A 12474-nucleotide genomic window follows, 5' to 3' on the forward strand; every position below is an offset into this window, starting at 1 on the left:
GGATCCTCTCATCCGTCAGTCGACGCTCCCCGGATCGGCGACCCAACAGGTCGGCTGCCCGGTGACCGCGGAGACCTGCAAAAAATCACGGTCATAGTGCAGAATCGTCAACCCGAGGGCCTCTGCAGTCGCGGCCAGCAGCAGATCGATGACGCCGGCGGAACGGTGCGCGCCTCTCTCGGTCAGGAGTTCTTGGACCTCCCTGGCGCGCGCGAAAACGACATCGGGAACCAGCGTCCAGGCATACCTGCCCAGCATCATGATTTCGAGGTCTCTCCGGTCGTGGAGCGATCTCGCGGTATAGAAGATCTCCAGCTCGGTGATCGGGCAGACAGACAGAACTCCGGCTGCCATCCGACCACGCCACCTGTCGTGGAGATCCTGGTCGCGGGCGAGCCGAACCAAGGCGCTGGTGTCCACGAGATATCGCTCGGTCATGGCCGCGGCCGATAGTTCTGCTTGTCCAGCAACTCATCGAACTGGCCGGCACGACCCTTCTCAGCGAGCCGATCGAATGCCTCGAGCCGTCGCTGAACCGCGACGACCTCGCGCAACGCGGCGTTGACCGTGTCGCTGGCAGTCTTCGTGCCGAGCACCTGCGCAGCCTCGAGCAAAGCCTGGCTGTCGATCTCGATCGGGCTCTCCATCACGGTGGCCTCCATGCGCTCACGCTCCCTTCCAGGATAAGAATCTCGCGCGGGACAACTTGCCTCACGCCTGGGGTAGTCGCGTGCATAGATCGACTCAAGGGGATGACCTGAGAGGATGGCGGCATGCTCGTAGCCTTCTCCGTCACCCCGATCGGGACCGGTGACTCCGTGGGGGACGCCGTCGCCGAGGCGGTCCGGGTCGTCCGGGCCTCGGGGCTGCCCCATCGGACCGATGCCATGTTCACCACGATCGAGGGCGAGTGGGACGAGGTGATGGCCGTCGTGAAGGAGGCCGTCGACGCCGTCGCGGCCGTTTCGCCCCGGGTCAGCCTGTCGCTGAAGGCCGACGTCCGGCCCGGCGTCACCGGCGCGCTCACCGCGAAGGTCGAGCACATCGAGCGGGTGCTGGGTCAAGCATGAAGCGGCTGGTCATGTGGGACGTCGACTACACGTTGCTGCGCGGCGGCGGGGTGGCGGCGCGCAGCTGGAGGGCCGCCTTCACCGAGCTGACCGGGGTGCCCTGGCGGGAGACTCCGATCTTCGGCGGGCGGACCGATCTGGACATCTGCGCCGAGACGTTCGCGACGCACGGCGTCACCGACTGCACGCCCGAGCGATTCTTCGCCAGATATACCGAATTAGTCCTGGAAGTCAGGCACGAGTTCGCCGAACAGGGCGCGCTCATGCCCGGCGTCCGCGAGGTGCTGAACCGCCTCGGCGACGACCCCGGGGTCGTGCAGACGCTGGTGACCGGCAACGTGCCCGCCGTCGCCCGGGCCAAGGTGACCGCCTTCGGACTGGACGACGCGTTCGACGCCGAGGTGGGCGGGTACGGCACCGACGACAGCGTCCGGGCCGACCTGGTACGCCGCAGCCTGGAGCGGGCCGAGGCGAAGTACGGCGAGAGATTCCACCCGGTCGTCATCGGCGACACGGTCAACGACGTCACGGCGGCGCTCGCCAACGGCGCCGTGGCGGTGGCCGTCGCGACCGGGTCGACCCCGGCCGCCGACCTGATCGCCGCGGGCGCGCACACCGTCCTGCCCGACCTCAGCGACGCCGAAAAAGCGATCCGAGCCCTGACCGGCCTCAGCGACGCCGGGAAGACGATCCGAGGCCTCAGCGACGCCGGAAAGACGATCCGAGGGCTCAGCGACGCCGGGAAGACGATCCGAGGACTCAGCGACACCGGGAAAGCGACCCGAGGGCTCAGGGACGCAGCTCCGGCGGAAAACCCGTGAACCGCAACTCCACCGGCAGGTGCGACACGTCGTTCACCAGGATGACGCGGGGCACCTGCCCGGCCGGGTAGCGGATCAGCGTCAGCCCGCCGTTGCACTGGTTCACCACGCGGAACCGCTCGGGCGGAGCAGCGTACGCATCACGCAGGAACCAACCCACCTGGAAGTTGTGGGTGATCACCAGCTCGTGACTCTCCTCGGCCACGGGACCGGTGAATCGGGTGATCATCGCGGCCGCGGTGGCCCGATCGTCGGTGGGCACCCGGTCGTCGAGCTCCGGCGCCTCCCGGACCGGCACGTCGGGGAAGCGCCGGGCCAGGATCTGCGCGGTCCGCACGGCCCTCGGTCTCGGGCTGTGGCTGATCGCCTCGAGCGGCACCCCGGCCAGCCGCAGGCCGGCCAGTTCCGCCTGCTGCCGGCCGGCCGTCGTGAGGTCGGACTGGTCGGGCACGGCCTCACCGTGCCGCATGAGCCACAGATGCCTGACGGCCACGACGACCTCCCGGAAGGGTCAGGTGGGACTGACCGGGTTCGGCAGCGCACCCCCGAACCGGCGGTCCCGTTGCGCGTACAACTCGCACGCATACCAAAGGTGCCGCCGATCGAAGTCGGGCCACAAGGTGTCGAGGTAGACCATCTCGGCGTAGGCCGACTGCCAGAGCAGGAAGTTGGAGGTCCGCTGCTCGCCGGAGGGGCGCAGGAACATGTCCACGTCCGGGATCTCCGGGTGGTAGAGGTAGCGCGCGATGGTCTTCTCGTTGACCTTGTCGGCCTTGAGCTTGCCGGCCGCCACGTCACGGGCGATCGCCGCGGCGGCGTCCGCGATCTCGGCCTGGCCGCCGTAGTTGACGCAGAACTGCAGGGTGAGCGTCGAGTTTCCCCGGCTCATCTCCTCGGCGGTCTGCAGCTCGGAGATGACGCTCTTCCACAGCCGGCCGGCCCGGCCGGACCAGACCACCCGGACGCCGAGGTCGACCAGCTGGTCACGGCGGCGGCGGATGACGTCGCGGTTGAAGCCCATCAGGAAGCGCACCTCCTCGGGCGAGCGCTTCCAGTTCTCGGTGGAGAAGGCATAGGCCGAGAGGTACGGGATACCGAGCTCGATGGCGCCCTCGATCGTGTCGAACAGGCTGTATTCGCCCTGCTCGTGTCCCTTGGTCCGGGACAGCCCCCGCTCCTTGGCCCAGCGGCCGTTGCCGTCCATGACGATCGCCACGTGTTTCGGCAGGGCGGCGGCCGGCAGCCGGGGTGGCCGGGCGCCGGAGATGTGCGGAGTGGGCGGACGCGGGCTCAAGGGTTCAACTCCCGTCGATCGACGAGCGGCAGCGATCGCAGCGCTCGTTCCATGTGCCATTGCAGGTGGGCGGCGACCAGGCCGCTGCACTCCCGGCGCACCGAGGGCGCGGACGAGTCGGCGATCACCCAGTCGCCGGAGGTCAGCGCGGACATCAGGCCCAGCGTGTCGGGGCTGGGGTGGGCCGCGCCGGGCGGGCGGCAGTCGGGGCAGACGGCGCCGCCGGCCGGGACCGCGAAGGCGGCGTGCCGCCCCGGGTCGCCGCAGACGGCGCACTCGTCGACGGCGGGCGCCCAGCCGGCGAAGGCCATGGCGCGCAGCAGGTAGGCGTCGAGGACCAGGCTGCCGGCGTGCTCCCCGGCGCCGAGGGCCTTGAGCGCGCCGAGGGTGAGCTGGAACAGCCGCAGCGAGGGCTCCCGCTCGACCGGGGTGAGGCGCTCCGCGGTCTCGCAGATGGCCGAGGCCGCGGTGTAGCGCGGGTAGTCGCCCAGAAGCTTCTTGCCGCACAGATCGATGGCCTCGACCTGGCTGACCGAGTGCAGCGACGAGCCCACCCCCTCGGGCGAGCCGGCAAGCTGGAGGTCGATGTGGCCGAACGGCTCGAGCCGCGCCCCGAAGCGCGACGAGGTGCGCCGGACGCCGCGGGCCACCGCGCGCAGCCGGCCGTGCCGGCGGGTCAGCAGGGTGACGATCCGGTCGCTCTCGCCGAGTTTCTGCACACGCAGGACCACCGCGTCGTCGCGGTAGAGGTGGCGTCGGTATCCGGCAGGCACCCCGCCATTCTGCCCGGTGCCTACGACAAACCCTGACCCGGATCTCAGGGTCGCCTCCGGGGGTGGACTGATGGCGTCCTCAAAAAAGGAGAAATAGCGTCAGGGGCATGAGCCGAAGAGTTGCCCTAGTCCTCGCCACCGCCTCGGTGGCCGCTCTGGCCGGCTGTGACGGCGTGGTCGGCGCGACCATGACCTTCAACGACACCGAGCGGGCGAAGATCACCGACGTCGTCCTCTCCGGCACCAGCGGTGACGTGGTGCTGACCTCGGGCAGCTCCACCGAGACCCGGATCAAGCGGGTGGTCCGCGGCTCGAGCAACCCCGGCCCGTCCTACACGGTCACCGGCACGACGCTGAACATCGCGACCGACTGCGGCCGCAACTGCCACGTCTCCTACGAGATCGCCGCGCCGGCCGGGGTCGGCGTCCGGGGCAACCTGACCTCCGGCGACCTGAACTTCTCCGGGACCGGCGCCGTCGAGCTGAAGATGACCTCGGGCGACCTCGTGGTGGAGAGCGCCACCGGCCCGGTGAAGATCGAGGCGACCTCGGGCGACATCATGGTGACCGACGCGCCGGCCCTCACGGTCGAGCTGACCTCGGGCAACGTGGTCGGCCAGCGGATCGCCGGCCCGATCCAGGCGAAGGCCACCTCCGGCGACATGAACTTCGACCTCAGCAAGCCGGCCTCGGTGACCGCCTCGGTGCACAGCGGCAACCTCGACCTGATGGTGCCGGAGGGCGCCTACCAGGTGCACACCCAGACCGGCAGCGGCGACGCGGTCGCCGAGAACATCAAGAACGACCCGGCCGCCACGAACGTCCTGGACCTAAGGACGCGAAGCGGCGACCTGTTCGTGACCACCAGATAGGGCCGGCGCGGGGGCGGGGGACACCGGCACCGGCATCCTGGTCCGGCGGCCGGGCACGAGCTGCGGCCGCCGGCCGGCCGCCACGTCCTCCACCCAGCCGGCCGCCGCGAGCACGAGGCCGAGCAGCACCAGGACGACAGCGGCCCGCCAGGTGATGCCGACCCAGCCGCCGACCGGCAGGCCGTGCGCCTCGCCGACCTGGGTGACCGCCACGATGACCGGGATGTGCCAGAGGTAGATGGTGAGCGCCCGCGCGTTCAGGAAGGTCAGCGCGCGGTGCTCCCGGACCATCGGCGACGAGCCGAGCGCCACCAGGATGAACGCGGCGGACCAGAGCGCGTTGCCGATCGGGATGTCGTTGAGGTCGTACCCCCGCGGTCCCGGATGCGTGATCGTCCAGGCCGCGCCCGGCACGGCCAGCGCCGCGGCGATGATCAGAATCTTCCGCCGGCCGAGCCGCCGCAGGTGGCCGTCGTGGTGCGCGAAGCCGAGCAGCCACGCGCCGCCGTACAGCGCCAGATCATGCGGAACCGCGGGCATCCGCACATCGAAGATCTCAAAACCGATCAGAGCGAGATAGGGAATGAGAATCGAGACGAGAGGAATTCTCCGGAACAGCGGTAACAGCAGCGGCGACAGCAGCACGAACCACAGAAAGTCCCGCAGATACCACGCGTGACTCAGCGACTGCATCCACCAACCCGTGGCCTCCGGATCCACCAGCGGAAAACCCCAGAGCAGCAGATGTACGTCGAAAGGGGTGCCGGCGATCAGCATCGCCGGCACCGCGATCAACAGGCCGAGCACCCACAGGGACGGCAGCAGACGCCGCAGCCGGCGCTCCACCGCCCAGACGCCGAAGCGGTCCAGTGACGCCGCCATCAGCGACCCGGCCAGGGCGAACATCACCGACATCGCCGGGAAGACCACCGTCAGCGCCGCCCACCCGGTGAGGTGGTAGACCACGACCCGCACGGTCGCGACAGCGCGCAGCAGGTCCAGGTACCGGTTCCGCATGACCGAAGGTGTTACCCGCGCTCGGCCGAAAAGCGCAAATCCCGGTGAATTATCCCATAGTCAGAGAATGTCTAATTATCGATTCAAAAGCCCAGCTTACGAAGCTGCTTCGGATCCCGCTGCCACTCTTTGGCGACCCGCACGTGAAGATCGAGATAAACCTTCCTGCCCAGAAGCTCCTCGATGTGAACGCGGGCTTGTGAGCCGACCTGCTTGAGCCGCTCGCCCCGGGTCCCGATCACGATCGACTTCTGGCTCGGCCGTTCCACGTACAGATCGGCATAGATCTTCGTGGTCTTGCCTTCGACCTGCATCTCCTCGACCAGCACGGCGATCGAGTGCGGCAGCTCGTCACGCACACCCTCGAGCGCCGCCTCGCGGATCAGCTCGGCGATCAGCACCTGCTCCGGCTCGTCGGTGAGCACGTCGTCCGGATAGAGCTGCGGCGACTCCGGCAGATGCTTGACGATCACGTCGGTCAGCGTCTCCACCTGGTGCCCGGAGACCGCGCTGACCGGGATGATCTCCGCGAAGTCGTGCAGCTGCGCGACCGCGAGCAGCCGCTCGGCCAGCACCTGCGGGCTGACCAGGTCGACCTTGGTGACCACGGCGATCACGGTCGCCTTGAGCTCGGCCATCTCCGAGGAGATGAACCGGTCGCCGCGCCCGACCGGCTCGTCCGCCGGGAAGCAGATGCCGATCACGTCGACCTCGCTCCACGTCTCGCGGACCAGGTCGTTGAGCCGCTCGCCGAGCAACGTGCGCGGCCGGTGCAGACCGGGGGTGTCGACCAGCACGAGCTGCCCGTCCTCGCGGTGCAGGATGCCGCGGATGACGTGCCGGGTGGTCTGCGGCTTGTTCGACGTGATCGCGATCTTCTGACCGACGATCGCGTTAGTCAGCGTCGACTTGCCGGCGTTGGGCCTTCCGACGAAACAGGCGAAACCGGCACGATAAACCCCGTCCTCCCGCTTATCGGGACGCGCGGCCTTGTGGCGGTGCACTCTCTGCGGAGCAAACTGCGGGGTACGGGCCTCCGGCCGCTGATCAGAAGCGGACGGCCGTCCACGGCGTACCGAAGCGGGCCGCTCCCCCGACGAAGCGCCCCGCGCCCCGCCCGGCTTGCGCCCGTCCCGGCTCGCGCCACGCTGTTCCTGCTGCTCCTGGCGCTTCGCCCGCTGCCGCTCCTGGCGACGCTGGGCATTGCGCTCGCCCGGGGTGAGCCGGCGGTCGTCAGCCTTGGCCGTCTCGGCCCGGTTCTCAGCCTGACCCTTTTCGGCCTGGCGCGGCTTCTCGGCCTGGCGCGGCTTCTCGGCCTGGCGCTGCTTGTCGGACGGGCGCTGCCTGTCGGACGGGCGCTGCTTCGCGTGGCGCGGCTTCTTCTCCGGCTGGGACTGGGTCATCACTGGACCGTGCCGACCAGCACGCCGTCGGTGCCGGCCACGTGGATCGGAGCGTCGGCCGCCAGATCGCGGACCGCCGCGTGGCCGGCGCCGTCCAGCTTCGACGCCTCGGTCACCACGGCGGCCGCCTCGAGCTTCGTCGCGCCGGACGCCGCCGCCAGGGCCACCGCCAGCTGGAGGGCGGTCACGGCGAGGTTCGGCAGCGCCACCGACGCCGCCGCGTAGGTGCGGCCGTCCTGGTCGCGGACCGCCGCGCCCTCGACCGCGCCGATCCGGGCGCGCGAGCTGCGCGCCAGGGTGACCAGCTTGGCGTCCTCGGCACTCAGCGGGGCGCCGTCCGTGCCGGGAACGGCGACGGCGGCGAAGGTCTGCTCAGGCATCTGCGGGTTGTCTTTCCTCTGCTTCGGTGGCGTTCTCGTCGTTCCGGCCGGCGGGCGGTTCGGGCTCGGACCGGCGCACCAGCACCGAGTCGATCCGGTTCCGCCGGCCGGCGGTGCCCTCGGCGACCAGGTGGAGGCCGCCCACGTCGACGGCCGCCCCCGGAATGGGCACCCGGCCCAGCGTCTGCGCGAGCAGGCCGCCGACCGTCTCCACCTCGTCGGTGGGCAGTTCGACCCCGAACACGTCGCCCAGGTCCTCGATCGGCACGCGGGCGGCCACCCGCACCGCGCCGTCCTCGAGGTGTTCGATGGGCGGGCGCTCGACATCGTATTCGTCGGTGATCTCGCCGACGATCTCCTCGAGGATGTCCTCGATGGTGACCAGGCCGGCCGTGCCGCCGTATTCGTCCACCACGATCACCAGGTGGGTGCGGGCCGCCTGCATCTCGGAGAGCAGGTCGTCGACTGCCTTCGACTCGGGCACGAAGGTCGCCGGGCGCATCGCGTCGGCCACCGCCTGCGCGGCCGCGGCCGGGTCGCCGTCCTGGGTGCGGCGGATCACGTCTTTCAGGTAGAGCACGCCCAGCACGTCGTCGACGCTCTCGCCGATCACCGGGATCCGGGAGAACCCGGACCGCAGGAAGAGGAAGAGCGCCTGCTGGAGCGTTTTCGGCGCCTCGATCCACACCATCTCGGTGCGCGGCACCATCACCTCGCGGGCGATCGTGTCGCCGAGCGCGAAGACCGAGTGGATCATCTCGCGCTCGCCGTGCTCCACGACGCCGCGCTGCTCGGCCAGGTCGACCAGCTCGCGCAGCTCCACCTGGCTGCCGAACGGCCCCTCCGGGAAGCCCTTGCCGGGCGTCACCGCGTTGCCGATCAGGATCAGCAGCTGGGCGAGCGGGTTGAGCACCTTGCCGAGCCAGCGCACCAGCGGCGCGGTGGCCTGGCCGACCGCGTAGGCGTGCTGGCGCCCCACGGTGCGCGGCGCGACCCCGATCACCACGAAGCTGACCAGCGTCATCGTCCCGGCCGCCACCAGCGCGGCCTGCCAGCCGACGCCCCAGGTGTCCACCGCCACGAGCGCCACCAGCGTGGTCGCGGTCAGCTCGCAGAGCAGGCGCAGCAGCAGGAGGAGGTTGACGTAGCGCACCACGTCACCGGCCACGGCGGCCAGGGCCGAGGCGCCCCGCTTCCCCTCCCGGGCCAGCTCACCGGCGCGGGCCTGGCTCACCGTCGCCAGCGCCGCGTCGGTCATCGACGCGAGGCCGGCGAGCAGGACCAGGCCCACCGCGAAAATGATCAGTTGCACGTCCGGCAGGCCCGCCGAGGCGGACGCTGCCAGCAGAGAGGGGGGCTCCATGTCAGCCGGCCTTGCGCGTCGCGCGCCAGCTCTGCAGGAGCTTGTTCTGGAGCGCGAACATCTCCCGCTCCTCCTCCGGCTCGGCGTGGTCGTAGCCGAGCAGGTGCAGCACGCCGTGCACGGTGAGCAGGTGGAGCTCGTCGGCGGCCGAGTGGCCGGCGACGGCCGCCTGTTTCGCGGCCACCTCCGGCGCCAGCACGATGTCGCCGAGCAGCGCCGGCTCGCCGATCCCGGACTCGCCGGGGCCGTGGTCGACGCTGCCCTCGTCCATCGGGAAGGCGAGCACGTCGGTCGGGCCGTCGCTGCCCATCCAGCGATGGTTCAGCTCGGCCATGTAGTCGATGTCGACGAGCAGGATGGACAGCTCGGCGAGGGGGTTGACCCCCATCTCGTCCAGGGCGTGCCGGGCAACCGCGAGGATCGCGTCGGTGTCGACCTCGACTCCCGACTCGTTGGCGATCTCGATGGACATAGTGGTGCGATTACCCCTTGCGAATCAGCGCCGGCGTCCGGCACGGCCACCGCTGGCGGCGCGTCCCGGCACGGCGTGGACGGATTGTGCGGCCTGCTGTTCCTGATCGGCGTCGAACCGCGCGTAGGCGTCGACGATCTCGGCGACCAGGCGGTGGCGCACCACGTCGGAGCTGGACAGCTCCGCGAAGTGCACGTCCTCCACGTCGCGCAGGATCTCCCGCACGATCCGGAGGCCGCTGGTGGTGCCGCCCGGCAGGTCGACCTGGGTGACGTCACCGGTCACCACGATCTTCGAGCCGAAGCCGAGCCGGGTCAGGAACATCTTCATCTGCTCGGGCGTGGTGTTCTGCGCCTCGTCGAGGATGATGAACGCGTTGTTGAGGGTCCGGCCGCGCATGTAGGCGAGCGGCGCGACCTCGATCGTGCCGGCCGCCATGAGCCGCGGGATGGACTCCGGGTCGAGCATGTCGTGCAGCGCGTCGTAGAGCGGGCGCAGGTAAGGGTCGATCTTCTCGGTGAGCGTGCCCGGCAGGAAGCCGAGACGCTCACCGGCCTCGACGGCCGGCCGGGTCAGGATGATCCGGCTGATCTCCTTGGCCTGGAGCGCCTGCACCGCTTTCGCCATGGCGAGGTACGTCTTGCCGGTACCGGCCGGGCCGATCCCGAAGACGATCGTGTTCTCGTCGATGGCGTCGACGTAGCGCTTCTGGCCCAGCGTCTTCGGGCGGATCGTCCGCCCGCGCCGGGACAGGATGTTGAGGGTGAGCACCTCGGCGGGTCGCTCCGTGGTGTTCGCCTCGAGCATCGCCAGGGTGCGGCGGACCGCGTCCACGCTCAGCGTCTCGCCCTTCTCGATGAGCTCGACGAGCTCGGAGAAGAGACGCTCTGCGGTGGCGTTCTCGGCCGGTTCCCCGGTGATCGTGATCTCGTTACCGCGAACATGCACGTCACTGGCGAGAGACCGCTCGATGAGGCGGAGGATCTCGTCCTTGGCGCCGAGCAGGTTCACCATGATCTTCGGATCGCTCACCGAGATCTTGGACTGCGCCCGCACCGGGCTGGACGAGCCCGTGCTGGAAGTGTTCGGCGTACCGGTCATAGGGCGGCCCTGCGGGCCTCCGCCACCTGCTCTCTGTCTCGGCGCCCGGTCGGGGGCGGCGTGCTCAAGGATCGTGCCATCCTATCCGCTCGCCCGCTCCCCCGCCGATGCCATTATCGCCGGTCCGCTATTCGTGACCATCCGACGCGCGTCCCCCGTCGAAGCCCTCCTGCCAGCGGGTGAACCGGTAGGTCGCCCAGTGCATCCGTACCACCGCGCCGCTGTCGTCCCGGGTCAGCCGCAGCTGCTCGCCCGCCTCCCGGCCGGAGATCGTGCGCAGCACGTCGGGCCGGTCCGGCAGCGGCCGGAACACCGCGGGCGGCCGGTCCGCGGGCGCCTCGGCGAGCCGGGCCTCGAGCCGGCCGTCGTGCCAGGCGAAGACGAACTCCGAGCCCTCGCTCCACCAGCGGCCGAGCACCGACCGGTACGCCTTCGGCGCGGGCGGCGCGATCCGCCACGGCCTGATCTCGGCGGGGTCCAGCTCGACTGCGAGCCGGAGCAGCTCGTGCACCAGCTCGTTGGTCTGCCCGGCGGTCCCCGAGGAGCCGAGCACGGCGCAGGCCAGCGCGCCCGGGTTGCCCTCGCCGCCGCGGCGGCCGTAGACAGCGGCCAGGAAGCCGGGCATCGCGCCGTCGTGGCCCACGTGCACGACCCGCCGGCCCTCCGGCACCAGGATCAGCCCGAGGCCGAAGCCGGTGCCCCAGAGCGTCTCGTCGGTGGTGGTGAGCGGCCAGCGCATCTCGTCGACGGTGCCGGCCGCGAGCACCCGGCCGTCCGGGTCGATCAGCTCCGGGCTGGTCAGGAACGCGGCCCACTTCGCCATGTCCGAGGCGGTGCTCCAGAGCTGGGCGGCGGGCCCGACACCCTCGAGGGCGACCGGCGGCTCGGGGCGGGCCGCGTCCGAGTAGGCGTCCACCACGTAGCCGACGGCGGCCTGCGGCGGGGCCTGCACCGTGGTCGCGTTCAGGCCGAGCGGGGTGAGGATGCGCTCCTGGAGGATCTGCTCCCAGGTGCCGCCGCGGACCTTCGCGACGAGCTGGCCGAGGACGGCGAGGCCGAGGTTGGAGTAGTGGAACCGGCGCGCGTTCGGCAGCACCCGCTCGGCGCGGTCCAGCTCCTCGATCAGCTTCGCGGCGTCCGGGCTGATCAGGGTGTCCCACACGTCGCCGTACGGCTCGCGCTGGAAGCCCGCCGTGTGCGAGAGCAGCCGGCGCGGCGTGGCGTCGCCGTGCGCCGGCACGTCGAGGTACGCGCCGACCGGCTGATCGAGGTCGATCAGGCCCTCGTCGCGGGCCTGCATCACCAGCACCGCGGTGAACGTCTTGGTGACCGAGCCGATCCGGAAGCGGGTGTCCGGGCCGAGCGGGTGGGCCGGGTTGCCGGACTCGCCGAGGGTGAGGACCCAGGGCTCGCGGTCGGCGCGGTGCAGCGCCACCGAGAGGGCCGGTATCCGGCCGTCGGCCTGGGCCCGGCGGGCGACCCGCTCGTACCGGGACGTCGTCATCGGCCCGCCAGCATCGGCCCGAGTGGCTCGCCGCCGAGGACGTGCGCGTGCACGTGGAAGACCTCCTGGCCGCCGTGCGGGCCGGTGTTGAAGATCAGCCGGAAGCCGTCCTCCAGCCCCTCCTGCTCGGCGACCGCGGCCGCGGCGGCGAGCACGTCGGCGGCGGCGGACGGGTCGGCGGCGAGGGCCAGGACGTCGGCGTGGTGCGCGACCGGGATCACCAGGACGTGGGTCGGCGCCTTCGGGTCGATGTCCCGGAACGCCAGGGTCGTCTCGGTGCGGTGCACGACGGTCGCCGGGATCTCGCCCGCGACGATGCGGCAGAAGAGGCAGCTGTTTTCCACCTGTCGGATCTTATGTGGTGAGCTGTGATCGATCACCGGATCCTTGTCGCCGCCCGTGGG

At 70.7% G+C, this 12474-nt stretch carries 16 protein-coding genes; 3 read left to right on the forward strand and 13 right to left on the reverse strand.

Annotated elements, in window-relative coordinates; translation table 11 throughout:
* Positions 1-15: 15 nt before the first annotated feature.
* Together AB0G10_RS39695 and AB0G10_RS39700 are read right to left on the reverse strand one after the other, a co-directional pair.
* Entirely contained in the window at positions 16-438 is a 423-nt protein-coding gene (locus AB0G10_RS39695; protein ID WP_360934448.1) for a PIN domain-containing protein, read from the reverse strand.
* A complete protein-coding gene (locus AB0G10_RS39700; RefSeq protein ID WP_360934451.1) occupies positions 435-662 on the reverse strand; it encodes a type II toxin-antitoxin system VapB family antitoxin in 228 nt (75 codons plus the stop codon). The genes AB0G10_RS39695 and AB0G10_RS39700 overlap by 4 nt, the downstream gene beginning before the upstream one ends.
* A 111-nt stretch (positions 663-773) precedes the next feature.
* Between AB0G10_RS39700 and AB0G10_RS39705 the strand changes: the two genes are divergently transcribed.
* Positions 774-1070, forward strand: coding sequence for an MTH1187 family thiamine-binding protein (locus tag AB0G10_RS39705; RefSeq protein WP_360934454.1), 297 nt, complete (start codon positions 774-776; stop codon positions 1068-1070).
* Positions 1067-1891, forward strand: a complete 825-nt coding sequence (locus tag AB0G10_RS39710; RefSeq protein ID WP_360934457.1) for an HAD family hydrolase — start codon at positions 1067-1069, stop codon at positions 1889-1891. Before AB0G10_RS39705 ends, AB0G10_RS39710 begins: the two co-directional genes overlap by 4 nt.
* Here AB0G10_RS39710 and AB0G10_RS39715 read toward each other — a convergent pair.
* The 3 genes from AB0G10_RS39715 to recO are packed head-to-tail and all read right to left on the reverse strand — an operon-like array spanning position 1860 to position 3958.
* On the reverse strand, positions 1860-2384 hold the full coding sequence (locus AB0G10_RS39715; RefSeq protein ID WP_360934460.1) for a phosphoglycerate mutase family protein: 525 nt from the start codon (positions 2382-2384) through the stop codon (positions 1860-1862). The two genes, AB0G10_RS39710 and AB0G10_RS39715, sit on opposite strands and share 32 nt — an antisense overlap.
* An 18-nt stretch (positions 2385-2402) precedes the next feature.
* On the reverse strand, positions 2403-3185 hold the full coding sequence (locus tag AB0G10_RS39720) for an isoprenyl transferase (protein WP_360934463.1): 783 nt from the start codon (positions 3183-3185) through the stop codon (positions 2403-2405).
* On the reverse strand, positions 3182-3958 hold the full coding sequence (gene recO, locus AB0G10_RS39725) for a DNA repair protein RecO (RefSeq protein WP_360934466.1): 777 nt from the start codon (positions 3956-3958) through the stop codon (positions 3182-3184). Before recO ends, AB0G10_RS39720 begins: the two co-directional genes overlap by 4 nt.
* A gap of 107 nt (positions 3959-4065) precedes the next feature.
* On the opposite strand from recO, the gene AB0G10_RS39730 reads away from it, so the two are divergent.
* A complete protein-coding gene (locus AB0G10_RS39730) occupies positions 4066-4830 on the forward strand; it encodes a DUF4097 family beta strand repeat-containing protein (RefSeq protein WP_360934469.1) in 765 nt (254 codons plus the stop codon).
* Here AB0G10_RS39730 and AB0G10_RS39735 read toward each other — a convergent pair.
* The 8 genes from AB0G10_RS39735 to AB0G10_RS39770 all read right to left on the reverse strand — a co-directional run bounded on the left by AB0G10_RS39735 (position 4789) and on the right by AB0G10_RS39770 (position 12414).
* Positions 4789-5847 carry an acyltransferase family protein gene (locus AB0G10_RS39735; protein ID WP_360934472.1) on the reverse strand — a complete coding sequence of 353 codons (1059 nt, stop codon included), beginning with the start codon at positions 5845-5847 and terminating at the stop codon, positions 4789-4791. The two genes, AB0G10_RS39730 and AB0G10_RS39735, sit on opposite strands and share 42 nt — an antisense overlap.
* An 83-nt stretch (positions 5848-5930) precedes the next feature.
* Positions 5931-6851 carry a GTPase Era gene (era, locus tag AB0G10_RS39740; protein ID WP_360934625.1) on the reverse strand — a complete coding sequence of 307 codons (921 nt, stop codon included), beginning with the start codon at positions 6849-6851 and terminating at the stop codon, positions 5931-5933.
* A gap of 398 nt (positions 6852-7249) precedes the next feature.
* Positions 7250-7630 (reverse strand): cytidine deaminase, encoded by a 381-nt coding sequence (locus tag AB0G10_RS39745; protein ID WP_360934475.1) that lies wholly within the window; start codon positions 7628-7630, stop codon positions 7250-7252.
* The gene (locus tag AB0G10_RS39750; RefSeq protein WP_360934478.1) at positions 7623-8993 is read right to left on the reverse strand and encodes a hemolysin family protein; all 1371 of its coding nucleotides are present in this window, start codon (positions 8991-8993) and stop codon (positions 7623-7625) included. The genes AB0G10_RS39745 and AB0G10_RS39750 overlap by 8 nt, the downstream gene beginning before the upstream one ends.
* 1 nt (position 8994) lies before the next feature.
* The gene (gene ybeY / locus AB0G10_RS39755) at positions 8995-9465 is read right to left on the reverse strand and encodes an rRNA maturation RNase YbeY (RefSeq protein ID WP_360934481.1); all 471 of its coding nucleotides are present in this window, start codon (positions 9463-9465) and stop codon (positions 8995-8997) included.
* A 24-nt stretch (positions 9466-9489) separates the two neighbouring features.
* Entirely contained in the window at positions 9490-10566 is a 1077-nt protein-coding gene (locus tag AB0G10_RS39760; protein ID WP_360934483.1) for a PhoH family protein, read from the reverse strand.
* Between the two features lie 127 nt (positions 10567-10693).
* Complete coding sequence (locus AB0G10_RS39765; protein ID WP_360934486.1) at positions 10694-12070, reverse strand: serine hydrolase domain-containing protein; 1377 nt, start codon at positions 12068-12070, stop codon at positions 10694-10696.
* Positions 12067-12414 carry an HIT domain-containing protein gene (locus AB0G10_RS39770; protein WP_360934489.1) on the reverse strand — a complete coding sequence of 116 codons (348 nt, stop codon included), beginning with the start codon at positions 12412-12414 and terminating at the stop codon, positions 12067-12069. Before AB0G10_RS39770 ends, AB0G10_RS39765 begins: the two co-directional genes overlap by 4 nt.
* Positions 12415-12474 lie beyond the last annotated feature (60 nt).

Origin of the sequence: Actinoplanes sp. NPDC023714, assembly GCF_040639855.1 — a bacterium.
Lineage (GTDB): Bacteria > Actinomycetota > Actinomycetes > Mycobacteriales > Micromonosporaceae > Actinoplanes.